We start from the raw sequence: 24,990 nt of genomic DNA, 5'->3' as shown, positions 1-24,990 counted from the left end.
AACGTGATGAAATATTCATTAGGGCCGGTGCTGTACTACTGGCCAAAAGAGACGCTGGAAGATTTTTACCAGCAGGCGGCAGGCTGTAGCGCCGAGACGATTTATCTCGGTGAAGCGGTATGCAGCAAGCGCCGCGCGACCAAAGTCGGCGACTGGATCGATATGGCAAGAATGCTGGCGAGCAGCGGCAAGCAGGTGGTCCTCTCGACCCTCGCCCTGGTTCAGGCCTCTTCTGAGCTGGGGGAGCTGAAACGCTACGTCGACAACGGCGAGTTTTTGATTGAGGCCAGCGATCTGGGGGTCGTCAATATGTGCGCAGAACGCGGGCTGCCGTTCGTCGCCGGTCATGCGCTCAACTGCTATAACGCCGTAACCCTGCGCCTGCTGCTCAAGCAGGGAATGGTGCGCTGGTGCATGCCGGTCGAGCTTTCCCGCGACTGGCTGATGAACCTGCTGACGCAGTGTGAAGAGCTGGGGATCCGCGAGCGGTTCGAGGTTGAAGTGCTGAGCTATGGCCACCTGCCGCTGGCCTACTCCGCGCGCTGCTTTACCGCCCGCTCTGAAGACAAACCGAAGGATGAGTGCGAAACCTGCTGCATCAAGTACCCCAACGGCCGCGACGTGCTGTCGCAGGAAAACCAGCAGGTCTTTGTGCTCAACGGTATTCAGACCATGAGCGGATACGTCTATAACCTCGGCAACGAGCTGGCGTCGATGCGCGGCCTGGTCGATATGGTTCGCCTGTCGCCGCTGGATGACAAGGTCTTTGCCACGCTCGATGCCTTCCGGGCAAACGAAAACGGCGCCTCGCCGCTGCCGCTCACTGCCAACAGCGAGTGCAATGGCTACTGGAAACGGCTGGCCGGGCTGGAGCTACAGAGCTGATAAACCGCTCACTTTGTTAATAGCTATCGTCACTTTTTAATGCACTATTGAAGCCGCAGCTTTTCTGGCCGGCGCGCCCCGAATGCGCCAGGCTGGAAGAAGACCTTCAATCTGATGACTATGCTGTAGCAAAGTGAGCCTTTATGACTGACAAATCTATTCCGTTCTCGGTGCTCGATCTGGCACCGATCCCGCAAGGTTCTTCGGCGAAAGAAGCCTTCTCCCATTCGTTAGACCTGGCGCAGCTGGCTGAAAAACGCGGCTATCACCGCTACTGGCTGGCGGAGCACCATAATATGGTCGGTATTGCCAGCGCCGCGACGTCGGTGCTTATCGGCTATCTGGCGGCCAACACCCGCACTCTGCACCTCGGTTCCGGCGGCGTGATGCTGCCCAACCACTCGCCGCTGGTGATTGCCGAGCAGTTTGGCACGCTGAATACCCTCTATCCTGGCCGCATCGACCTCGGTCTTGGCCGCGCCCCGGGCAGCGATCAGCCCACCATGCGCGCGCTGCGCCGCCACATGAGCGGTGACGTCGATAACTTCCCGCGCGATGTTGCGGAGCTGGTTGACTGGTTCGATGCCCGTGACCCGAATCCGCACGTGCGCCCGGTGCCCGGCTACGGCGAGCAGATCCCGGTATGGCTGCTTGGATCCAGCCTCTACAGCGCCCAGCTGGCGGCGCAGCTCGGCCTGCCGTTTGCCTTCGCTTCGCACTTTGCGCCAGACATGCTGTTCCAGGCCCTGCACCTCTACCGCACGCATTTCAAACCCTCGGCGCGGCTGGAGAAACCCTATGCGATGGTGTGCATCAATATTGTTGCCGCCGACAGTAACCGCGATGCGGAGTTCCTGTTTACCTCAATGCAGCAGGCTTTCGCTAAGCTACGCCGGGGTGAAACCGGCCAGCTGCCGCCGCCGGTGGAGAATATGCATCAGCTGTGGTCTGCCTCCGAGCAATACGGCGTACAGCAGGCGTTGAGCATGTCTCTGGTCGGGGATAAGGCGAAGGTACGTCACGGTCTGGAGTCGATATTGCGCGAAACCCAGGCCGACGAGCTGATGGTTAACGGCCAGATTTTCGATCATCAGGCGCGCCTGCACTCGTTTGAGCTGGCGATGCAGGTGAAAGAGGAGCTGTTGGGTTAACGTCCACCCCGCTTCCCGACCGCGCGTAATGCCGGCCGGGAAGCGAAGTCGCTATTGATAAACCGGCAGAACGTTAAAGCTCGATAAGAAGTGGACGATAACGTTGCCGACGCCGAACAGCAGAATCAGCGCAATCATCGGCTTTCCGCCCCAAACGCGGAATTGTGGGCTACCGAAGCGCTTACGCGATGCGCGCGCCAGCAGAGCCGGGACGATTGCCGCCCAGATGGTTGCCGCCAGTCCCGCATAGCCGATGGCATACAGGAAGCCGTTCGGCCACAGCAGGCCACCGATAACCGGCGGTACGAAGGTCAGGAGCGCGGTCTTAAAGCGCCCCAGCGCGGAGTCATCGAAACCGAACAGGTCCGCCAGATAGTCAAACAGCCCCAGCGTGACGCCGAGGAACGAGCTCGCTACCGCAAAGTTTGAGAACACCACCAGCAGCAGATCCAGGCTGCGGCTGTTCAGCACGCCGCTCAGCGCCTGCACCAGTACATCAATGTTACCGCCCTTCTGCGCGATGCCGACAAACTCCGCGCGCGGGATATTGCCCATCGTCACCAGCAGCCAGATAACGTACAGCCCCAGCGCCAGCAGCGTGCCGTAAACCAGGCAGCGCGTAATGGTGCGCGGATCTTTGCCGTAGTACTTCATCAGGCTGGGGACGTTGCCGTGATAGCCGAAGGATGCCAGGCAAAACGGCAGCGTCATCAGCAGGTACGGCATATAGGATGCGTTTTGCTCGGCCACGTTGAACAACGTCGTCGGCTGTACGTGTCCCAGCAGGCTGCCGAAGGTCAGGAAAAACGTAATGACCTTCGCTCCCAGCACAATCGCCGTCATGCGGCTTACCGCCCTGGTGCTCAGCCAGACGACAAACGCCACCAGCAGGGCAAAGCCCAATCCTGCCGCCCGCGCCGGAACGTTGAGCGACATCTCGGAAAAGGTATGGTGCAATATGGAGCCGCTGGCCGAGATGTAGGCGTAGGTGAGGATATAGAGCACGAAGGCAATCGACACGCCGTTAATCAGGTTCCAGCCTCTGCCGAGCAGATCTTTGGTGATGGTATCGAAGCTGGAGCCAATGCGGTAATTCAGGTTGGCTTCCAGAATCATCAGCCCGGAATGCAGCATGCAGAACCAGGTGAAAACCAGAGCCGCCAGCGACCAGAAGAACCACGCGCCGGACATGACCACCGGCAGAGAAAACATGCCCGCGCCAATAATGGTTCCGCCGATAATCACCACGCCGCCAATTAAGGACGGGCGCGATGCCGTAGTGGTTAGTGTCGCCATTTAGCGTAATCTCCAGTCAATAATACTTTGCTCATCGTTAGCGTGCAGCACTGTACCAGTACACGAGTACAATTGAAATAAAAAAAGCCCCAATCGTTAAGATCGGGGCTGTATCATTTTCTTTACGCTAGCGGATGCTAATTACGCATCGCCACCGAAACGACGACGGCTTGAAGAGTCATCCCGACGCGGGGCTGAATCTTCGCGACGCGGCGCTGAATCATCACGGCGCGGAGCATGACCTTCACGACGCGGTGCCTGGCCTTCACGACGTTCGCCGCTGAAACGACGACCATCACCACGACCGCCTTCGCGACGTTCACCGCCGAAACTACGACCGCCTTCACGACGTTCGCCACCACCGAAAGCACGGCCGCCTTCACGACGTTCACCGCCGCCACGACGCTCGCCACCGCTACGCTCAGGGCGCGGCTGGGCATCGCCCATCAGCTGCATGTTCATCGGCTTGTTCAGGATACGGGTACGAGTAAAGTGCTGCAGCACTTCGCCCGGCATGCCTTTCGGCAGCTCGATCGTTGAGTGGGTACCGAACAGCTTGATGTTACCGATGTAACGGCTGCTGATGTCGCCTTCGTTAGCGATAGCGCCAACAATGTGACGAACTTCAACACCATCGTCGCGGCCCACTTCAATGCGATACAGTTCCATATCGCCAACGTCACGACGCTCGCGTTTAGGACGATCTTCACCGCTACGCTCAGTACGCTCAGGACGGTCGCCACGCGGGCCACGGTCATTGCGATCGTTACGGTCATTACGACGTTCGAAACGATCGTCGCGATCGCGGAATTCGCGTTTAGCACGCATCGGCGCATCCGGCGGCAGGATCAGAGGACGTTCGCCCTGAGCCATTTTCAGCAGTGCTGCGGCCAGAGTTTCGATATCCAGCTCTTCGCCTTCAGCGGACGGCTTGATGTTCGTCAGCAGCGCACGGTACTGATCCAGATCGCTGCTTTCCAGCTGCTGCTGAACTTTAGCGGCGAATTTTTCCAGACGGCGTTTGCCCAGCAGCTCTGCGTTCGGCAGCTCTACTTCCGGAATGGTCAGCTTCATGGTGCGTTCGATGTTACGCAGCAGACGGCGTTCGCGGTTCTCAACGAACAGCAGCGCACGGCCTGCACGACCTGCACGACCGGTACGGCCGATACGGTGAACGTAAGATTCGGAGTCCATCGGAATGTCGTAGTTAACAACCAGGCTGATACGTTCAACGTCAAGGCCACGGGCCGCAACGTCGGTCGCAATCAGGATGTCCAGACGACCATCTTTCAGACGCTCCAGAGTCTGCTCACGCAGGGACTGGTTCATGTCACCGTTCAGCGCGGCGCTGTTATAGCCGCTACGCTCCAGCGCTTCGGCCACTTCCAGGGTCGCGTTTTTGGTACGAACGAAGATAATCGCCGCATCAAAATCTTCCGCTTCCAGGAAACGCACCAGCGCTTCGTTTTTACGCATGCCGTAAGCAGTCCAGTAGCTCTGGCTGATGTCCGGGCGAGTAGTAACGCTGGACTGGATGCGCACTTCCTGCGGCTCTTTCATAAAGCGGCGGGTAATACGACGGATCGCTTCCGGCATAGTGGCAGAGAACAGAGCGGTCTGATGACCTTCCGGGATCTGAGCCATGATAGTTTCTACGTCTTCGATGAAGCCCATGCGCAGCATTTCGTCAGCTTCATCCAGCACCAGACCGCTCAGCTTAGAGAGATCCAGAGTACCGCGCTTCAGGTGGTCAAGCAGACGACCCGGGGTACCGACAACAATTTGTGGTCCCTGGCGCAGAGCACGCAACTGCACGTCATAACGCTGGCCGCCGTAAAGGGCTACCACGTTTACGCCGCGCATATGTTTAGAGAAGTCCGTCATCGCTTCAGCAACCTGTACCGCCAGTTCGCGGGTCGGCGCCAGCACCAGGATTTGCGGTGCTTTGAGCTCAGGATCAAGATTGTTCAGCAGCGGTAAAGAGAACGCTGCAGTTTTACCGCTACCGGTCTGGGCCATACCCAGAACATCGCGGCCGCCCAGCAGATGCGGAATGCATTCAGCCTGGATCGGAGATGGTTTTTCGTAACCCAGATCGTTAAGGGCTTCAAGGATAGGAGCCTTCAGGCCCAGATCTGCAAAAGTGGTTTCGAATTCAGCCATGTAGTACGTGTGCCTCAAAATTAATGGCGGCCAGTCTACATAACTCAACGTGAAAATTTACAGTAATTTTCATTGAAAAGTGTGAACCGGCTCAAAGTAGGTGTATTAACGAACAACAACGCCCTCACCCGCGAAGGTGATGGCAATAAAAATTTGGGCTGATGTTTGTTCGTCAGCTATTGCTGGTCCGATTCTGCCAGGTCATCTTGCTCCTGGCCCAAGAGCGATAATTCCAACAATGCGTATCGGTGCTCAACGTAGTTGTGAACGTTGTTTGCGACCGCCAGTTTGAACAGTGCCGTAGCGCTGTCCTTGTCCCCCAGACTTAGGTAGTACTTACCTAAATAGAAGTTGGTTTCACTGAGATGCTCAGCGAGCGAGGTGTTATCCGTTGCGTCTGCCTTCAAACGATCCATCAGCGTTTTTTCGCTAATATCGTTAAGGTAGAACTCGACAATGTTCCATCCCCATTGCTCTTTGTCCGATTTGTCGAAGCGCTGTTTCAGTGCTTCAAGCGCCTGCTTCTCGTCGAGTTTGCGCTCAGCGAGATAAAGCCACAGGCTACGGAAAGGATCATTGGGATCGTCTTGATAAAACGCCAGCAGATCATCTTGCGCTAACTTAGCACGACCCCCGTAATACAGGGCGATGCCGCGATTTAAGTGCGCGTAGTTATAAGTTGGATCAAGCTCAAGTACAGAATCAAACGCTTCATAGGCAGCATCAAAATTGCCTGCCTGCGTTAAATATATGCCTAAGTAGTTGAATACTTCGGGCATATCAGGTCGGATTGCCAGCGCTTGTGAAAAATCGTTTCGCGCTAATGCCCTCAGACCGAGACTATCATACAACACTCCGCGCTCATATAAAAGCTGTGCGCGTTCATCATCGGTTAAAGCCCGACTGGCAAGAATTTGTTCCATGCGCGCCAGAATCACTTCTTGCTGCAAAGTCGGTTGCAATGGCACCGCGAGGACTGCGTCCTTACGCCAGGCAGAGTTGCTGCATCCTGCCAGCGTGAGAGCTGTCGCCACGAAACACCAGCGCAAAAAAGGCTTCATTTCCCACTCCCGAAGACAACGATTGGATGAACGTCCAGTTCCCCGGCTGCAAACAAGGCGTCCTGCCCGTAATACGCCCTCCGCAAACGCGGAGGGCAAACGGCAACCTTACTCGCCCTGCTCTACGACCGGAGCTTCCGGTGCGCTTACAGGCTGAGTCTGCTCAGTTGCTTCTTTGATGCTCAGACGGACGCGGCCCTGACGGTCAACTTCCAGAACCTTAACCGGCACTTCCTGACCCATCTGCAGGTAATCGGTGACTTTCTCTACGCGCTTGTCGGCGATCTGAGAAATATGCACCAGACCTTCTTTACCGCCGCCGATGGCAACGAATGCGCCAAAGTCAACGATACGGGTCACTTTACCATTGTAGATACGGCCAACTTCGATCTCAGCGGTAATCTCTTCGATACGACGAATCGCGTGCAGCGCTTTGTCACCGTCGGTCGCTGCGATTTTCACGGTACCGTCATCTTCGATTTCGATGGTGGTGCCGGTCTCTTCAGTCAGCGCACGGATGACGGAGCCGCCCTTACCGATAACGTCTTTGATCTTGTCCGGGCTGATCTTGATGGTGTGGATACGCGGTGCGAATTCGGAGATGTCGCCGCGCGGCGCGTTAATCGCCTGCTCCATTACGCCCAGGATGTGCAGACGCGCACCTTTAGCCTGGTTCAGCGCAACCTGCATGATCTCTTTGGTGATACCTTCAATTTTGATATCCATCTGCAGAGCAGAGATACCGTCGCGGGAACCCGCAACTTTGAAGTCCATATCGCCCAGGTGATCTTCGTCGCCCAGAATATCGGACAGAACGACATAGTTGTCGCCTTCTTTCACCAGACCCATCGCGATACCCGCAACGGAGGCTTTAATCGGCACGCCGGCGTCCATCAGTGCCAGAGAGGCACCGCAAACGGAAGCCATGGAAGAAGAGCCGTTAGATTCGGTGATTTCAGAAACCACGCGAACGGTGTACGGGAACTCTTCGGTGGTCGGCATCACGGCCAGCACGCCGCGCTTAGCCAGACGACCGTGACCAATTTCACGACGCTTCGGTGAACCTACCATTCCGGTCTCGCCTACGGAGTACGGAGGGAAGTTGTAGTGGAACAGGAAGGAGTCGGTACGGTCGCCCATCAGCTCATCGATGTTCTGTGCGTCACGCGCGGTGCCCAGTGTCGCGGTAACCAGCGCCTGAGTTTCGCCACGGGTGAACAGTGCGGAACCGTGGGTACGCGGCAGTACGCCGGTACGAACGTCCAGACCACGAATCATATCTTTTTCACGGCCATCGATACGCGGCTCGCCTGCCAGTACGCGGCTACGAACGGCATTTTTCTCGATAGCGTGCAGAATTTCACCCAGCTCGTTAGCGTCCAGGGTTTCATCTTCAGCGGTCAGCGTGGCGATAGTTTCAGCTTTGATCACGCCAATCTGAGCATAGCGCTCTTGTTTATCAGTGATGCGGTAAGCATCGCTCAGGCGAGTTTCAGCCAGGGCTGCAACGCGGGCATTCAGCGCGGCGTCTACGACTTCCGGCTGCCATTCCCAGCGCGGTTTACCCGCTTCTTTCACCAGATCGTTGATGGTCTGAATAACAATCTGCTGCTGCTCGTGGCCGAACACCACCGCGCCCAGCATCTGGTCTTCGCTCAGCAGTTCTGCTTCAGATTCAACCATCAGGACCGCAGCTTCGGTACCGGCAACAACCAGGTCCAGCTTACTCTCTTTCAGCTCATCCTGAGTCGGGTTCAGTACGTACTGGTCGTTGATGTAGCCAACGCGCGCGGAGCCGATAGGACCGTTAAACGGAATACCGGACAGGGACAGCGCAGCGGAAGCACCGATCATGGCAACGATGTCCGGGTTAACCTGTGGGTTAACGGAAACAACGGTAGCAATAACCTGAACTTCGTTAACAAAACCTTCCGGGAACAGCGGACGAACCGGGCGGTCAATCAGACGCGCAATCAGGGTTTCGCCTTCGCTTGGACGGCCTTCACGACGGAAGAAACCACCCGGGATTTTACCTGCTGCATAGGTACGTTCTTGATAGTTTACGGTCAGCGGGAAGAAGTCCTGGCCTGGCTTCGCTTTCTTCTGGCCAACAACGGTAACGAATACCGCGGTGTCATCCATGCTTACCATGACAGCAGCAGTGGCCTGGCGGGCCATCATGCCGGTTTCCAGGGTAACGGTGTGTTGGCCGTACTGGAATTTACGAACGATCGGATTTAGCAAAATTCTATCCTTTTATCAAAAAGTGACGCTATATCGAGGATATAGCGTCAGATGACCCGATCTTCTGCATCCTCGCGACTAATGACAACCTTTACCCGCCCCTGCGGATGAAGCCTCTCATTAGCCGCGCGAACCTCTGCACGAAGATCATTAATAGCAACAATACATGAGTTTTTAGCTAATTGCTGCCGCCTGGTCGAAAAAAGGGGCCCTGAGGCCCCTTTTTCTGAAACTCGCAGAACTAGCGACGCAGACCCAGACGCTCGATCAGCGAAGAGTAACGTGCAACATCTTTACGTTTCAGGTAGTCGAGCAGTTTACGACGCTGGGAAACCATGCGCAGCAGACCACGACGGCTGTGGTGATCTTTTTTATGCTCGGAGAAGTGACCCTGCAGATGGTTAATCTGGGCAGTCAGCAGTGCAACCTGAACTTCGGTAGAACCGCTGTCGTTTTCGCCACGACCAAACTCAGAAACGATTTTTGCTTTAGCTTCAACGCTTAGAGACATTTTGAACTCCAAAAATTAAAAGAAAGAAAGGGTGCCGATCTCTAATTCAGCAACCCCTGATGCGACGCCCGAAAATGTTAAAACATTTTTGCGGACGTCAGGCGGCGATATTCTACTCGCAGCCAGCTTTTATCGCAAGAACAGCCCTCAGACAGGGTATTCAACGACCAGACGACGCGGCGCCACGCGGCCTTCGTCATCAATCTCACCCATACCGAGAAACTTCTCGTCTTCACCTTCCGTTACGCGAACCAGGCCCTGCTTCGGCGCGCCAGAAGTGCGGACCGGATTACCGTTTTTAAAGTATACCGCCGACGTTTCGGGAATATTAACCAACGGATAATCCGAGGCTGGGCTGTCCATCGGCATCAGCAGCGGATCGAGCAGCTGCGCGGCAGGAATATCCTGCTCTTGCGCCTGTTCAACCAGCGCCTGCAGCTGTTCGAGCGTCACCATACGTTCAACAGGATACTTGCTGACGGCCAGGCGGCGCAGGAAAATCACGTGCGCGCCGCAGCCAAGCTTTTCGCCTAAATCGTCGATAATCGTCCGAATATAGGTCCCTTTTGAACAGTGGATTTCCAGCTCGAGCTCATCGCCTTCATGGCGAATAAACAGCAGCTCGTAGACGGTAATCGGCCGGGCTTCGCGCGGGACGTCAATCCCCTGACGGGCATATTCATACAGCTTTTTACCCTGGTACTTCAGCGCCGAATACATGGACGGCACCTGCTGAGTCTCGCCACGAAAATCGTCCAGCGCGGAGGCCAGCTGAGCATCGCTAAAGGCCAGCGGGCGCTCTTCCACTACCTGGCCATCGGCATCAGAGGTGTCAGTGCGTTGACCCAGTTTGGCAATGACGCGGTAACGCTTGTCAGAATCGAGCAGGTACTGGGAAAACTTGGTCGCTTCTCCGAGGCAAATCGGCAGCATGCCGGTTGCCAGCGGATCCAGCGCGCCGGTGTGCCCTGCCCGGTTAGCGTTATAAATACGTTTTACTTTTTGCAGTACGTCATTGCTGGAAGCCCCCTGGGGTTTATCCAGCAACAGCACGCCGTGCACATCGCGGCCGCGACGACGAGGACGACTCATTAGTCCTCCTTGACGTCGTCCGGGTTCACACGACGCTCATCGTCATGCTTCACCACGCTGGTCACCAGGTTAGACATGCGCATCCCTTCGACCAGCGAGTTGTCGTAGAAGAAGGTCAGTTCCGGCACGATACGCAGACGCATCGCTTTACCCAGCAGAGAGCGGATAAATCCGGATGCTTCCTGCAGCGCTTTAATACCCGCCTTAACAGCGGCTTCATCTTTGTCGTTCAGGAACGTCACGAACACTTTGGCATAGGCCAGATCGCGGGACATTTCTACGCCAGAGACGGTAGTCATCATGCCCAGGCGCGGATCTTTAATTTCGCGCTGCAGGATGATAGCAATCTCTTTTTGCATCTCCTGAGCTACGCGCTGCGGGCGACCAAATTCTTTCGCCATAATAAATTCTCCAGAATAAAGACAAAAAAGGGGCTATAAGCCCCTTTTTAGAATTATTGCCGGGTGGCGCTTCGCTAACCCGGCTTACCTTCAGCGATCTTCTGTCAATGTTGGGCTGCAGCAACAGGCGCAGCGGCCCAGCAGTCGACGAAGATTACGCGATGGTACGTTGGATCTCGATGATTTCGAACACTTCGATCATGTCGCCAGCGCGAACGTCGTTGTAGTTCTTAACGCCGATACCACATTCCATGCCGTTACGGACTTCGTTAACGTCATCTTTGAAGCGGCGCAGGGATTCCAGCTCGCCTTCGTAGATAACCACGTTGTCACGCAGTACGCGGATTGGGTTGTGACGCTTAATCGTACCTTCGGTAACCATACAGCCCGCGATGGCGCCAAATTTCGGCGATTTGAACACATCACGCACTTCAGCCAGACCAATGATCTGCTGTTTCAGTTCCGGAGACAGCATGCCGCTCATTGCTGCTTTAACTTCGTCGATCAGGTTATAGATGACGGAGTAGTAGCGCAGATCCAGGCTTTCAGCTTCAATCACTTTACGAGCAGAGGCATCAGCACGCACGTTGAAGCCAACCAGGATAGCGTTGGATGCCGCAGCCAGGGTCGCGTCGGTTTCGGTGATACCACCTACGCCAGAACCAATGATCTTCACTTTGACTTCGTCGGTAGACAGCTTCAGTAAAGAGTCAGAGATAGCTTCCACAGAGCCCTGAACGTCCGCTTTCAGTACTACGTTCACTTCGTGAACTTCGCCTTCGGTCATGTTAGCGAACATGTTCTCAAGCTTAGACTTCTGCTGACGCGCCAGTTTGACTTCGCGGAATTTGCCCTGACGATAGAGCGCAACTTCACGCGCTTTTTTCTCGTCACGAACAACGGTCACTTCGTCACCCGCAGCCGGAACGCCGGACAGGCCGAGGATCTCAACCGGAATGGACGGACCTGCTTCCAGCACTTCCTGACCCAGTTCGTTACGCATTGCACGAACGCGGCCATATTCGAAGCCACACAGAACGATATCGCCCTTGTTCAGAGTACCTTCACGTACCAGAACGGTTGCAACCGGACCACGACCTTTATCCAGGAAGGATTCGATAACCGCACCGCTTGCCATACCGTTACGAACGGCCTTCAGCTCCAGAACTTCAGCCTGCAGCAGGATGGCGTTCAGCAGGTCGTCGATACCGGTACCGGCTTTCGCAGAAACAGGGATGAACTGAGACTCGCCGCCCCACTCTTCCGGCATTACACCGTACTGAGACAGTTCGGTTTTAACGCGATCCATATCCGCTTCTGGCTTATCGATTTTGTTGACCGCAACAACCACCGGCACCTGCGCTGCTTTCGCATGCTGGATAGCTTCGATAGTCTGCGGCATCACGCCATCGTCCGCGGCAACAACCAGAACAACGATATCCGTTGCCTGAGCACCACGAGCACGCATTGAGGTGAACGCGGCGTGGCCCGGGGTGTCCAGGAAGGTGATCATGCCGTTTTCAGTTTCAACGTGGTACGCACCGATGTGCTGGGTGATACCACCCGCTTCGCCGGACGCCACTTTCGTTGAACGAATATAGTCGAGCAGAGAGGTTTTACCGTGGTCAACGTGACCCATGATGGTCACAACCGGTGCACGGGCTTCTGCCGCAGCGCCGGTATCACGGTCGCTCATTACCGCTTCTTCCAGCTCGTTCTCACGACGCAGGATAACCTTGTGGCCCATCTCTTCGGCAACCAGCTGTGCGGTTTCCTGGTCGATGACCTGGTTGATGGTCGCCATTGCGCCCAGCTTCATCATCGCTTTGATGACCTGAGAGCCTTTGACCGCCATCTTGTTAGCCAGATCGCCAACGGTGATGGTTTCGCCAATGATAACGTCACGGTTCACGGCCTGAGCCGGCTTCTGGAAGCCCTGCTGCAGAGAAGAACCTTTACGCTTGCCGCCTTTACCGCCGCGTACTGCCGCACGGGCTTCTTCACGATCGGCTTTGGATTCAGCGTGCTTGTTGCCTTTCTTCTGAGGGCGTGCTGCTTTGGCGTTACGGCCACGGCCACGACCGCCTTCAACTTCACGGTCGTTGTCGTCTTCTGCCTGACGGGCATGCTGAGACGTAGTCACGTGATAGTCAGAGGTTTCTTCAACAGGCGTTTCTGGGGTTTCGGTCCAGTTCTTTTCGTTTTCTGCGGCCATACGGCGTGCATCGTCTGCCACGCGGCGCGCTTCTTCTTCAAGCTTGCGACGTGCTTCTTCTTCCGATTTACGCTTCAGCTCTGCAGCTTCGTTTTCACGGCGGCTCTTTTCAGCCTGGGCGGTTTTTGTCATTTCGTCGGTTTGTTGATTGCTCACTTTGTCTTTTTCCGCGGCTTCACGTTTCGCTTTATCAGCGACTTCACGTTTAGCTTGTTCTGCGGCCTCACGTTCAGCTTTTAATTGCGCCTCTCGCTTAGCCGTTTCTTCAGCTTCACGATGGGCCTGCTCTTCCGCTTCACGCTGCGCCTGCTCTTCCGCGGCAAGGCGTTCTGCCTCTTGCGGATCGCGTTTCACAAAGGTGCGTTTCTTGCGGACTTCGATTTGTACCGATTTGCTCTTTCCACCGGTACCTGGAATATTTAACGTGCTGCGCGTTTTGCGCTGCAGCGTCAGCTTGTCGGGCGCCGAGCCGTGTTCACGGTTCAGGTGCGTCAACAAGGTTTGCTTCTCTTGCGCGGTCACAGAGTCATCGACCGATTTGCGGATCCCTGCATCAGCAAATTGCTGTATCAGGCGATCCACAGAGGTCTGAATCTCTGAGGCCAGCGCTTTAATGGTCACATCTGTCATGCTGTTCCTTCCTGCTACAGTTTATTACGCTTCGTCGCCGAACCAACAAATATTACGGGCGGCCATGATGAGCTCTCCGGCTTTTTCGTCGGTCAAGCCTTCGATATCAGCCAGATCATCAATGCCCTGCTCGGCGAGATCTTCCAGCGTACAAACGCCACGGGCAGCCAGTTTGAAAGCCATCAGACGTTCCAGACCTTCCAGATTCAGTAAATCATCGGCAGGTTTGGTGTCTCCCAGGCTTTCTTCCTGAGCCAGCGCCAACGTGGTCAGCGCATTTTTCGCACGCTCACGAAGTGCTTCAACGGTGGATTCATCCAGACCGTCGATTTCCAGCAGTTCTTTCACCGGCACATAGGCCAGTTCTTCCAGAGTGGCGAAACCTTCTTCAACCAGCATCGTGGCGAAATCTTCATCAATATCAAGATACTTAGTAAAAGTATCGATTGCCGCATGGGCTTCTGCCTGGTGCTTAGCCTGCAGGTCATCAACGGTCATTACGTTGAGTTCCCAGCCGCTCAGCTGCGATGCCAGACGCACGTTCTGACCGTTACGGCCGATCGCCTGCGCCAGATTGCCCGCTTCAACGGCGATATCCATGGTGTGCTTGTCTTCATCCACCACGATAGACGCAACGTCAGCCGGAGCCATCGCGTTAATCACGAACTGCGCCGGGTTATCATCCCACAGGACGATATCGATACGCTCGCCGCCCAGTTCGGTAGAAACCGCCTGAACGCGCGCACCGCGCATGCCGACACAGGCGCCAACCGGATCGATACGCTTATCGTTGGTTTTCACCGCGATTTTCGCACGAGAACCCGGATCGCGAGCGGCAGCTTTAATCTCGAGAACTTCTTCACCGATTTCCGGCACCTCAATGCGGAACAGTTCGATCAGCATTTCCGGCTTAGAACGGGTAACGAACAGCTGAGCGCCGCGCGCTTCCGGACGTACCGCGTACAGAACGCCGCGAATACGGTCGCCTGGACGGAAGTTTTCACGCGGCAGCATATCTTCACGCAGGATCACGGCTTCAGCATTGCTGCCCAGATCCAGAGTGATGTTATCGCGGTTCACTTTTTTCACCACGCCGGTGATGATTTCACCTTCGTGCTCGCGGAACTGATCGACAACCATGGCGCGCTCGGCTTCACGTACTTTCTGTACGATTACCTGTTTTGCGGTTTGCGTGGTGATACGGTCGAAGGTGACGGATTCAATCTGGTCTTCGACAAAGTCACCAGGATTCATGCTTTCGTCTTCGTAACGCGCCGCTTCAAGCGTAATTTCGCGAGTCGGCTGGGTAACTTCTTCAACGACCAACCAGCGACGGAAGGTGTCAAAATCACCGCTACGACGATCGATGCTCACGCGCACGTCGATCTCTTGCTCGTATTTTTTCTTTGTCGCCGTTGCCAGAGCACTTTCCAGCGCTTCGAAAATCTTTTCGCGCGGCAGCGATTTTTCGTTGGAAACGGCTTCAACAACAGCCAAAATTTCTTTGTTCATCGGGGCCTTTCACCTCAATCCAGACTGTTAAAAGTGGGGAACCAGGTTCGCCTTCTGGATGTTACTCAGCGCGAACACTTCATCTTTGCCTTCGACGGTTACCGTGATCATTTCACCGTCTACCGCTTTGATAACGCCCTGCCATTTGCGGCGATTTTGAACCGCCATACGCAGTACCAGCGAAACTTCTTCACCGGAAAAACGCGCATAGTGTTCGGCGGTAAACATCGGGCGATCGAGACCAGGTGAAGACACTTCCAGGTTATAAGCAACGGTGATCGGATCTTCGACGTCCATGACAGCACTGACCTGGTGGCTCACATCAGCACAATCATCAACATTGATGCCATTGTCACTATCAATATAGATGCGCAGTGTGGAAGTGCGACCACGAACGAATTCGATGCCGACCAGCTCAAAGCCAAGCGCTTCAACCGGCGCAGTGAGCATCTCTGTTAATTTTTGCTCTAATGTGGACAAACCCACCCCCAAGACATAAAAAAAGGGCGTATAGCCCAGTTATTCTGAAGTCAGATAACAAAAAACCCCGATAAATCGGGGTTTTAGATAACTGAACCCTGCGATCGCAACTGCGATCTGGAACACTTCCAGGAGAATTCTTTCAAATTCGGCTACGAAGGACCAGGTCCTCACAGTATATTTGAAAAAGTACTCAAAGGGAAAGTGGTTGCGGGGGCCGGATTTGAACCGACGACCTTCGGGTTATGAGCCCGACGAGCTACCAGGCTGCTCCACCCCGCGCCTGAAACGTGGCATATTTTACTCTTATTGAGTAAAAGACGCAAATACTGCTGGGATTTGGTACCGAGGACGGGACATAAAATCGTGGTAAAGTGTATTGATAAACCCTATATTTTGTCAACATGTTTTTCACATTGTCCGGTTACCGTTTATGCTGGCATCTCGCCCTTTTTTAGCAAAAAAGCAATGAATCACTTCCTGTCATCCATAAAAGATGATTAAATGAAAACTCACTATTAGTGCATAAACATGCAATAGGGACATATCCCATTTGACGTGATTTTTACGCCACCTTGGCATGGACAGCGCGAGAAGACCGGCGTGTATGGTTATACATAAAGGTTTTTAAGCATGACCCTGAACCTCAATGGCAAACGGAATAGTCAAATGGGACAGGTTCTGGACCTGGTAAACCGAACTCACAACAGTCTATCTAGCAGGGTTTTATTTTATGACGACGATTCTTAAGCATCTCCCGATTGGTCAACGTATTGGTATCGCTTTCTCTGGTGGACTGGATACCAGTGCCGCCCTGCTGTGGATGCGTAAAAAAGGCGCGGTACCTTACGCCTACACCGCTAACCTGGGCCAGCCGGACGAAGAGGATTACGATGCTATTCCTCGCCGCGCCAAAGAGTACGGTGCCGAGGGCGCTCGTCTGATCGACTGCCGTAAACAGCTGGTTGCTGAAGGCATTGCCGCTATCCAGTGCGGCGCATTCCATAACACCACCGGCGGCCTGACCTATTTTAACACCACCCCGCTCGGTCGTGCCGTTACCGGCACCATGCTGGTTGCCGCGATGAAAGAAGATGGCGTTAACATCTGGGGTGACGGCAGCACTTATAAAGGCAACGATATTGAGCGCTTCTATCGTTACGGCCTGCTGACCAACGCTGAGCTGAAAATTTACAAACCGTGGCTGGATAGCGACTTTATCGATGAGCTCGGCGGACGTCAGGAAATGTCCGAGTTTATGATTGCCTGCGGTTTTGACTACAAAATGTCCGTTGAGAAAGCCTACTCCACTGACTCCAACATGCTGGGCGCAACCCACGAAGCGAAGGACCTGGAATTCCTGAACTCCAGCGTCAAAATCGTCACCCCGATCATGGGGGTTAAGTTCTGGGATGAGAGCGTTAAGATCCCGGCGGAAGAAGTGACCATTCGCTTTGAGCAGGGTCATCCGGTCGCGCTCAACGGCCAAACCTTCAGCGATGACGTGGAGCTGATGCTGGAAGCAAACCGCATCGGCGGCCGTCACGGGCTTGGCATGAGCGACCAGATTGAAAACCGTATCATCGAAGCAAAAAGCCGCGGCATCTATGAAGCGCCGGGCATGGCGCTGCTGCACATTGCCTATGAGCGTCTGCTGACCGGCATCCATAACGAAGATACCATTGAGCAGTACCACGCCCACGGGCGTCAGCTGGGTCGCCTGCTGTATCAGGGACGCTGGTTTGACTCTCAGGCGCTGATGCTGCGTGATGCGCTGCAGCGTTGGGTGGCGAGCGCGATTACCGGTGAGGTGACGCTGGAGCTGCGTCGCGGCAATGATTACTCCATTCTGAACACCGTCTCCGACAACCTGACCTATAAAGCAGAGCGTCTGACGATGGAGAAAGGCGACTCAATGTTCTCCGCAGAAGACCGTATTGGCCAGCTGACCATGCGTAATCTGGATATCACCGATACCCGCGATAAGCTGTTCGGTTACGCACAATCCGGCCTGCTCACCGCGTCTTCAACCACCGGTCTGCCGCAGGTTGAGAATTTGGAAAATAGAGACAAATAATCTATTTTCATCTACTCTTTCAGCCGACGCTAATCCGTCGGCTTTTTTCTTTCGTCAGAATTACACGCCCTAAAATCTGGGGCTCATAATTTTACCGGTCGCGGTATCTAATAATTATTGTCTATAATCTTCCGCATAGATTTATCCTTTCCGATGTGAGGCCCTAATGAATATAAAACCCCCGGTCAGACCACAGCGGGAGATCGATCGCCTGCTGGAGACGCTTGAGCCTTACGCCACGCCAATGAATGTGATTGCGCGAAAAAGGCTGGCCTGTGACTATAAAGGGAAAACCCAGCTCTATCTTTTTAAAAAAGGCGAGCTGTCAGTTATCCGTTCATCTGACAAATTATTGATAGTGACCGTCTATGAACCGCATCTCTTTGGCGTCGCGGAGATGCTCCAGCCGAGCCGGAGCCACGGGCTACGGGCGGAGATCCCCTCCGATGTATTACGTATCGATAGCGATCGTGCCATCCAGCTGTTCCGGGAGCACGACCTGTGGGAAGAGGTTACCAGCCTACTCGCATACCATACCTCGTACCTGGTTTATCGGGACGATTTGGTCCTGCAGCAGCGAACCTACTCGGTCATCCGCAATCATCTGATGGAGATGCTTCTTATGCCTGATGAAACGCGGCTACGCGTATCTATTCTGGAATATATTCAGGACCGAACCCATCTTTCGCGCAGCAGTATTCTGAACGTGCTGTCAGCGTTAAAAAAAGGCGGATATATTGAGTTCGCCCGCGGTGGTTATTTGCAAAGCGTGAACATGCTACCTGAGAAATTCTAAGCAACCGCGCTGGTGCTTATCTCTGCTGTATTGCGGGGCCAGCTACCAGGGCGCTGGATGCAATTTAAATTTAAACAAACAAATGATAACGGCAAGCGATAAATAATTTTATTCTGGGCGCCTGTATTTATCGCACTGAAAAATGTGCTTTAAAAACCAAACAACAGGCCCAGAAATGAAGACAACTCTTCCGCCAGCGTTCGCAGTAAATACCCGCGCTGTGCCGACTGCTTTTGCCTCTGCGATCTCTAAGGTCAAACGCGTCAGCACCCAACCCTGTTGTTCACACAAATCGCTGCCTGCATCAGCGCTCACGCCGCGCGTGTCGCTCTGCGTGGCGTGATAACGGCTGCCGTTTAGCTCTGCGGTCAACGGCGATTAGAACCCAAAGCACGCTACTTATTTGCCCGAACGCTCGTGTCGGGTATTTTTTTACCTGAAGGAACTAACAATGAGCATGTTCACGTCAAAATCAGTTCTGCTCGTCGCGGCGCTCTGCGCCAGCGGCGCCGCTAGCGCATCGGTTAACCTCCACGGCGAGGCGGGGGAAGAGTTTACTCATCTTTCCGCCAGCTTTAACGCAGACGATCCGGGCATGACCTTCAACGGCAGCTGGGCGCATAGCGATAACGACGGGGATATCGCAGGGTTAGGTATGGGCTATAACTTTGACCTCGGCCCGTTTCTGCTGACCATGGGTGGCAAAGCGCTCTACCTCAATCCACAGGATAGCGATGAGGGTTACGCCATCGCGCTTGGCGGCGGGGCACAATTACCGCTCGGCGATTTCTTCACCCTCTTCGGGGAGGCCTATTACTCTCCGGACTCCATGTCCAGCGGCGTAGACGACTACGTTGAAGCTAACGCGGGTGTGCGAATAAACGTCATTAAGTCGCTGAGTATTGAAGCGGGTTATCGCTATATGGATATGGCGGGCAAAAACAGCCATCGTGACAATACGCTGGCCGACGGCGCCTACGCCGGCTTCAACTTCCGCTTCTGATCGTTATCAGCAGGGATTGCCGTCCGGCGATCCCTCACTTACGCCGCCAGGGGAACGGCCTTCAGTACCTTATTGATCTCTTCTAGTCCGGCAATATTATTTTCTTTGCGGTAGACCTCATTCATCGCCGACATCTGTTCGAGTTTGGTGAGCGCGCTGTAGACGTGATAGGCATCGCTATCCTTATCGAAGATATCCTTTCTCTCCACATCCTGCAGATAGTTGTCTTTTAATGACCGGCTAAGGCTGCCAATCAGCACCGAGTTATCCTGAAAGCAGCGGGTAATTGACTGAGAGTTTTGTCCTGCGGACTGAACGTCGCTATGCATTACCGGTACCGCCAGCGCATTAATAGTCTCCACCGGATCCGCCGCTGGCGTGGTACTACATCCGGACAAGCACAGAACGCCGGCAATGATAAACAGCCTGAAATGCTTCATTGCGTTACTCACCTCTGATAAATAGATGAGCGCGACTTTAGCGACCTGGATGGGATCAAGGCCAGCGGAGAGTTATTTATAAATAAACAGCCGTCGATTTAAGGCAAAAAAAAAGACGCTTTTCAGCGTCTTTTTTTCGGAATATTGGTACCGAGGATGGGACTCGAACCCACAAGCCCGTTAGGGCACTACCACCTCAAGGTAGCGTGTCTACCAATTCCACCACCTCGGTACAGATACTACTTATCAGTGTGGGATGTCGCTGCTCGGCTGCGCCGGCGCTGCTGGCTGAGTCTGCTCGGATTTCGGCGCGCTCAGATTATCCCACTCACTTCCTTTACTGGTCTTGTTGCTGTTGATATTGCCCAGCACCAAACTAATGATGAAGAACAACGCAGCCAGGATACCGGTCATGCGGGTCATGAAGTTACCAGAACCGCTGGAACCGAACAACGTGCCGGAAGCGCCTGCTCCGAACGAGGCTCCCATATCAGCGCCTTTACCTTGCTGCAGCATGATCAGACCAACAAGGCCAATCGCCACAATAAGGAAAACAACTAAAAGAGCTTCTTGCATAATCAACCTGTTCCTTGCGGATTCGCCGCATACCAATTGCTTCGACCAATAAAGCGGGACGCATTAACGTTTCCCACTGAAGCGGGTGTGAATACTAACCAAAGCGAATGACCTTCGCAAGGGCAATTTCGACGCATTGTATCAACTGCAGAAAAAAACAGCAAAAAACCGTTTATTGGCAATTAAAAAAGCGGCAAGCGCCGCCTTTTTAATCACTTAGCGCCACAAGCTATGCGTTTTTAACCGCATCAGCAATGCGGTGAGCGAATTCGTGCACCTGCTCTTCGTGCTCGCCTTCAACCATCACGCGAATCAGCGGCTCGGTGCCGGATTTACGTAACAGCACCCGGCCACGTTTACCCAATGCGGCCTCAACCTCGGCGGCAACCGCTTTTACGCTCTCATGCTCGAGCGGGTTGCTGCTGTTATCGGTAAAGCGCACGTTGACCAGAATCTGCGGGAACATCTTCATGCCGCTGCACAGATCGTGCAGGCTCATATGGTTACGTACCATCGCGGCCACGACCTGCAGGCTTGCAACAATGCCGTCTCCGGTGGTCGTCTTATCGAGCAGGATAACGTGACCGGAGTTTTCGGCGCCAATACGCCAGCCTTTCTCCTGCATCTTCTCCAGCACATAGCGGTCGCCCACTTTTGCGCGAGCAAACGGGATACCCAGCTGTTTGAGCGCCAGCTCGAGTCCCATATTGCTCATTAGCGTGCCCACGGCACCGCCGCGCAGCTGGCCCTGACGCAGGCCTTCGCGGGCAATAATGTAGAGGATCTGGTCACCATCAACTTTATTGCCTTCATGGTCGACCATAATAACGCGGTCACCATCGCCGTCGTAGGCAATGCCCAGATCGGCCTTTTCCGCCAGCACGCGAGCCTGTAAGGCACGCACGTCGGTGGCCCCGACCTCTTCGTTGATATTAAGGCCGTTGGGCTCACAGCCCATCGCAATAACCTGCGCGCCGAGCTCGCGGAAGACGCTAGGCGCGATGTGGTAGGTCGCGCCGTGAGCGCAGTCAACAACCACTTTCAGCTCGTTCAGGCTTAGCTCATTCGGGAAGGTGCCTTTGCAGAACTCGATGTAGCGCCCGGCCGCATCGACAATCCGGCTGGCTTTGCCTAATTCCGCAGAGTCGACGCAGGTCAGCTCTTTCTCCATCTCGGCTTCAATCGCCTCTTCGACGTTATCCGGCAGCTTGGTTCCCTCAATAGAGAAGAACTTGATTCCGTTGTCGTAGAAAGGGTTATGCGACGCTGAAATGACGATACCGGCCTCTGCGCGGAAAGCGCGGGTCAGATAAGCCACCGCCGGCGTAGGCATTGGGCCAGTGAATGAGGCGGAGAGACCGGCTGCCGCCAGGCCCGCTTCGAGGGCCGACTCCAGCATATAGCCCGAGATACGGGTATCTTTACCAATGATAATTTTACGCGAACCGTGACGCGCGAGAACTTTTCCTGCAGCCCAGCCCAGCTTAAGCACAAATTCCGGCGTAATTGGCGCATCGCCAACGCGGCCACGGATACCATCGGTGCCAAAATATTTACGGTTACTCATAACGTTTATTTTCCTTTGTAGCCAGAGTGGCTTCCACCACGCGCAGCGCTTCTACCGTTTCTTTGACGTCATGGACGCGCACTATCTGCGCGCCCTGCATCGCCGCAATTACTGCGCAAGCCAGGCTACCGCTGAGGCGCTCTGCCGGCCCAACGTTCAGCAACTGACCGACCATCGACTTACGCGACATACCTACCAACAGCGGGAGACCAAAATGGTGGAACTCGCCGAGTCGAGCAAGCAGCTCATAATTATGGGAAAGATTTTTACCGAAACCGAATCCCGGGTCGAGCAACAATTTATCTTTTGCGATCCCAGCCCGTTCGCAGCGCACAATATGCTCTGTGAAAAAGCGCGTCACATCGGTGAAGACGTCTTCGTACTTCGGCGCAGCCTGCATGGTTTTCGGCTGCCCCTGCATATGCATCAGACACACCGGCAGACCGGTCTCTGCCGCCGCTTCCAGCGCGCCGGGCTCCGTTAGCGAGCGGATATCGTTGATGATATGTGCCCCTACCCGAGCGGCTTCACGGATCACTTCAGGTTTTGACGTATCGACCGAGATCCACACTTCAAAACGCTGAGCAATGGCTTCCACAACCGGGATCACGCGCGTCAGCTCTTCCTCAACGCTAACATCCAGCGCACCAGGACGCGTCGATTCGCCGCCGATGTCAACGATCGTCGCCCCGGCATTAATCATCAGATTGGCGTGCTTAACCGCCTCTACCAGCGAATTGTGCGCCCCGCCGTCGGAGAAGGAGTCCGGCGTAACGTTAAGGATACCCATCACGTGCGGGTGGGTGAGATCGAGGGTTGAGCCCTGGGCTACAAGTTTCATCACGAGATCCCTGAATCAGGAGAGATAAATAAAAGAAAAACCCCAGAGCGGATGCCCCAGGGTTTAGATATGCACAACCACATCAACAGCGGCTAACTTATTTGTCGCCTAACTGCTCTGACATCGTGTTACCCGGGTTTGGCGTACGCGGTTCATCGACCGGACGCGGCGCACTCGGGGTGCCGTTGTTGCCAGAATTGTTGGTGCCTGGGTCTTCCCAGCCAGCCGGTGGGCGAACGTCACGACGTGCCATCAGGTCATCAATCTGCGGTGCATCGATGGTCTCATATTTCATGAGCGCATCTTTCATCGAGTGCAGAATATCCAGATTGTCGTTAAGGATCTGACGGGCGCGGTTGTAGTTACGCTCAACCAGTGATTTCACTTCCTGGTCAATGATACGTGCGGTCTCATCGGACATATGCTTCGCTTTCGCGACGCTGCGTCCGAGGAATACTTCGCCCTCTTCTTCCGCATACAGCAGCGGACCGAGTTTGTCGGAGAAGCCCCACTGAGTCACCATGTTACGTGCCAGGTTGGTCGCGACTTTAATGTCGTTCGACGCGCCGGTAGAAACATGCTCTACACCGTAGATAATCTCTTCTGCAAGACGACCGCCGTAGAGGGTCGAAATCTGGCTTTCCAGCTTCTGACGGCTGGCGCTGATTGCATCGCCTTCCGGCAGGAAGAACGTGACGCCCAGAGCGCGGCCGCGCGGAATAATCGTCACCTTATGCACCGGATCGTGTTCCGGCACCAGGCGACCAATAATCGCATGTCCTGCTTCGTGATAAGCGGTCGACTCTTTCTGCGCTTCCGTCATCACCATGGAGCGACGTTCCGCACCCATCATGATTTTGTCTTTAGCCTTTTCGAACTCAACCATCGATACCACGCGTTTGTTGCCACGGGCAGCAAACAGAGCGGCTTCGTTCACCAGGTTCGCCAGGTCAGCACCGGAGAAGCCCGGGGTACCGCGCGCGATGATTGCCGCGTCGATATCAGGCGACAGCGGAACGCGACGCATGTGAACTTTCAGGATCTGCTCACGACCGCGAACATCCGGCAGACCAACGACAACCTGACGGTCGAAGCGGCCCGGACGCAGCAGCGCGGGGTCCAGAACGTCCGGACGGTTTGTTGCGGCGATAACGATAATACCTTCGTTACCTTCGAAACCATCCATCTCAACCAGCATCTGGTTCAGCGTCTGCTCACGCTCATCGTGACCACCGCCCAGACCAGCGCCACGCTGGCGACCGACGGCGTCGATTTCATCGATGAAGATAATGCACGGAGCCGCTTTCTTAGCCTGTTCGAACATGTCACGCACGCGAGATGCGCCGACACCCACGAACATTTCTACGAAGTCAGAACCGGAAATTGTGAAGAACGGCACTTTCGCTTCGCCGGCGATCGCTTTCGCCAGCAGCGTTTTACCGGTACCCGGAGGGCCGACCATCAGGACGCCTTTCGGGATTTTACCGCCCAGCTTCTGGAAACGGCTCGGCTCACGCAGATATTCCACCAGTTCGGCCACTTCATCTTTCGCTTCATCGCAACCCGCGACATCAGCAAAAGTGGTTTTGATCTGGTCTTCCGTCAGCATACGGGCTTTGCTTTTGCCGAAGGACATCGCGCCCTTTCCGCCGCCGCCCTGCATTTGCCGCATAAAGAAGATCCAGACGCCGATCAGCAACAGCATCGGGAACCAGGAAATGAAGATGGAAGCCAGCAGGCTCGGCTCTTCCGGCGGTTCGCCAACCACTTTGACGTTTTTCGTCAACAGGTTATCGAGCAGCTTCGGATCGTTAACCGGAATGTAAGTCGTGTAACGGTTACTATCTTTCTTGGTAACGTTGATCTCACGTCCGTTGATACGCGCTTCGCGAACCTGGTCCTGGTTGACCTCTTGCAGGAAGGTTGAATAATCCACCTTACGGCCATTAGACTCGCTGGGCCCAAAGCTCTGGAATACTGACATCAGCACGACGGCAATGACCAGCCAGAGTATTAGGTTTTTCGCCATGTCACTCAAGGGATTAACCT

At 54.7% G+C, this 24,990-nt stretch carries 21 protein-coding genes and 2 tRNA genes; 5 read left to right on the top strand and 18 right to left on the bottom strand.

What is annotated here, in order from left to right; genetic code table 11:
- The first annotated feature begins 6 nt into the window (after positions 1-6).
- Together RTE01_RS16990 and RTE01_RS16985 are read left to right on the top strand one after the other, a co-directional pair.
- The gene (locus RTE01_RS16990; RefSeq protein WP_041147382.1) at positions 7-885 is read left to right on the top strand and encodes a U32 family peptidase; all 879 of its coding nucleotides are present in this window, start codon (positions 7-9) and stop codon (positions 883-885) included.
- Between the two features lie 143 nt (positions 886-1,028).
- A complete protein-coding gene (locus RTE01_RS16985) occupies positions 1,029-2,036 on the top strand; it encodes a luciferase-like monooxygenase (RefSeq protein ID WP_041147383.1) in 1,008 nt (335 codons plus the stop codon).
- Between the two features lie 51 nt (positions 2,037-2,087).
- Here RTE01_RS16985 and mtr read toward each other — a convergent pair whose 3' ends face one another.
- From mtr to RTE01_RS16925, 12 genes are all read right to left on the bottom strand, one after another.
- The gene (gene mtr, locus RTE01_RS16980) at positions 2,088-3,332 is read right to left on the bottom strand and encodes a tryptophan permease (protein WP_041147384.1); all 1,245 of its coding nucleotides are present in this window, start codon (positions 3,330-3,332) and stop codon (positions 2,088-2,090) included.
- 141 nt (positions 3,333-3,473) lie between these two features.
- Positions 3,474-5,495, bottom strand: coding sequence for a DEAD/DEAH family ATP-dependent RNA helicase (locus RTE01_RS16975; RefSeq protein ID WP_041147385.1), 2,022 nt, complete (start codon positions 5,493-5,495; stop codon positions 3,474-3,476).
- Entirely contained in the window at positions 5,488-5,568 is an 81-nt protein-coding gene (yrbN, locus tag RTE01_RS16970; protein WP_115191791.1) for a protein YrbN, read from the bottom strand. The genes RTE01_RS16975 and yrbN overlap by 8 nt, the downstream gene beginning before the upstream one ends.
- 103 nt (positions 5,569-5,671) lie before the next feature.
- Positions 5,672-6,556 carry a lipoprotein NlpI gene (gene nlpI, locus RTE01_RS16965; RefSeq protein ID WP_041147386.1) on the bottom strand — a complete coding sequence of 295 codons (885 nt, stop codon included), beginning with the start codon at positions 6,554-6,556 and terminating at the stop codon, positions 5,672-5,674.
- 108 nt (positions 6,557-6,664) lie between these two features.
- Positions 6,665-8,800, bottom strand: coding sequence for a polyribonucleotide nucleotidyltransferase (pnp, locus tag RTE01_RS16960; RefSeq protein WP_041147387.1), 2,136 nt, complete (start codon positions 8,798-8,800; stop codon positions 6,665-6,667).
- A gap of 241 nt (positions 8,801-9,041) precedes the next feature.
- Positions 9,042-9,311 (bottom strand): 30S ribosomal protein S15, encoded by a 270-nt coding sequence (gene rpsO, locus RTE01_RS16955; RefSeq protein WP_004868066.1) that lies wholly within the window; start codon positions 9,309-9,311, stop codon positions 9,042-9,044.
- Positions 9,312-9,458: 147 nt separating this feature from the next.
- Positions 9,459-10,403 (bottom strand): tRNA pseudouridine(55) synthase TruB, encoded by a 945-nt coding sequence (truB, locus tag RTE01_RS16950; RefSeq protein ID WP_041147388.1) that lies wholly within the window; start codon positions 10,401-10,403, stop codon positions 9,459-9,461.
- Positions 10,403-10,804, bottom strand: a complete 402-nt coding sequence (gene rbfA / locus RTE01_RS16945; protein WP_041147389.1) for a 30S ribosome-binding factor RbfA — start codon at positions 10,802-10,804, stop codon at positions 10,403-10,405. Before rbfA ends, truB begins: the two co-directional genes overlap by 1 nt.
- Positions 10,805-10,958: 154 nt before the next feature.
- Positions 10,959-13,649, bottom strand: a complete 2,691-nt coding sequence (gene infB, locus RTE01_RS16940) for a translation initiation factor IF-2 (protein WP_134527891.1) — start codon at positions 13,647-13,649, stop codon at positions 10,959-10,961.
- A 24-nt stretch (positions 13,650-13,673) separates the two neighbouring features.
- Positions 13,674-15,161 carry a transcription termination factor NusA gene (gene nusA, locus RTE01_RS16935; protein ID WP_041147391.1) on the bottom strand — a complete coding sequence of 496 codons (1,488 nt, stop codon included), beginning with the start codon at positions 15,159-15,161 and terminating at the stop codon, positions 13,674-13,676.
- Positions 15,162-15,188: 27 nt separating this feature from the next.
- Entirely contained in the window at positions 15,189-15,641 is a 453-nt protein-coding gene (gene rimP / locus RTE01_RS16930) for a ribosome maturation factor RimP (protein WP_071844987.1), read from the bottom strand.
- 205 nt (positions 15,642-15,846) lie between these two features.
- A tRNA-Met gene (locus tag RTE01_RS16925) sits at positions 15,847-15,923 on the bottom strand.
- A 451-nt stretch (positions 15,924-16,374) separates the two neighbouring features.
- Here RTE01_RS16925 and argG point away from each other — a divergent pair.
- From argG to RTE01_RS16910, 3 genes are all read left to right on the top strand, one after another.
- A complete protein-coding gene (argG, locus tag RTE01_RS16920) occupies positions 16,375-17,718 on the top strand; it encodes an argininosuccinate synthase (protein WP_076946560.1) in 1,344 nt (447 codons plus the stop codon).
- Positions 17,719-17,884: 166 nt separating this feature from the next.
- Positions 17,885-18,514 carry a winged helix-turn-helix transcriptional regulator gene (locus RTE01_RS16915; protein ID WP_041147394.1) on the top strand — a complete coding sequence of 210 codons (630 nt, stop codon included), beginning with the start codon at positions 17,885-17,887 and terminating at the stop codon, positions 18,512-18,514.
- Between the two features lie 451 nt (positions 18,515-18,965).
- Positions 18,966-19,517: a YfaZ family outer membrane protein gene (locus RTE01_RS16910; RefSeq protein WP_041147395.1), complete on the top strand. Its 552-nt coding sequence runs from the start codon at positions 18,966-18,968 to the stop codon at positions 19,515-19,517.
- 38 nt (positions 19,518-19,555) lie between these two features.
- On the opposite strand, the gene RTE01_RS26185 is transcribed toward RTE01_RS16910, so the two are convergent.
- The 6 genes from RTE01_RS26185 to ftsH form a co-directional block, all read right to left on the bottom strand.
- Positions 19,556-19,957 carry a hypothetical protein gene (locus tag RTE01_RS26185; protein ID WP_166793756.1) on the bottom strand — a complete coding sequence of 134 codons (402 nt, stop codon included), beginning with the start codon at positions 19,955-19,957 and terminating at the stop codon, positions 19,556-19,558.
- 145 nt (positions 19,958-20,102) lie between these two features.
- Positions 20,103-20,189 (bottom strand) — tRNA-Leu (locus RTE01_RS16900).
- Positions 20,190-20,203: 14 nt separating this feature from the next.
- Complete coding sequence (gene secG / locus RTE01_RS16895) at positions 20,204-20,533, bottom strand: preprotein translocase subunit SecG (protein WP_041147397.1); 330 nt, start codon at positions 20,531-20,533, stop codon at positions 20,204-20,206.
- A 229-nt stretch (positions 20,534-20,762) separates the two neighbouring features.
- Complete coding sequence (gene glmM, locus RTE01_RS16890; RefSeq protein WP_041147398.1) at positions 20,763-22,100, bottom strand: phosphoglucosamine mutase; 1,338 nt, start codon at positions 22,098-22,100, stop codon at positions 20,763-20,765.
- Positions 22,093-22,941 (bottom strand): dihydropteroate synthase, encoded by an 849-nt coding sequence (gene folP / locus RTE01_RS16885; protein ID WP_141335199.1) that lies wholly within the window; start codon positions 22,939-22,941, stop codon positions 22,093-22,095. The genes glmM and folP overlap by 8 nt, the downstream gene beginning before the upstream one ends.
- A 97-nt stretch (positions 22,942-23,038) precedes the next feature.
- Positions 23,039-24,970, bottom strand: coding sequence for an ATP-dependent zinc metalloprotease FtsH (ftsH, locus tag RTE01_RS16880; protein ID WP_041147400.1), 1,932 nt, complete (start codon positions 24,968-24,970; stop codon positions 23,039-23,041).
- Between the last annotated feature and the right edge of the window lie 20 nt (positions 24,971-24,990).

Source organism: Klebsiella terrigena (assembly GCF_006539725.1).
Lineage (GTDB): Bacteria > Pseudomonadota > Gammaproteobacteria > Enterobacterales > Enterobacteriaceae > Klebsiella > Klebsiella terrigena.
The sequence above is the reverse complement of the archived record's forward strand: the minus strand, read 5'-3'. Positions and strand labels throughout refer to the sequence as shown.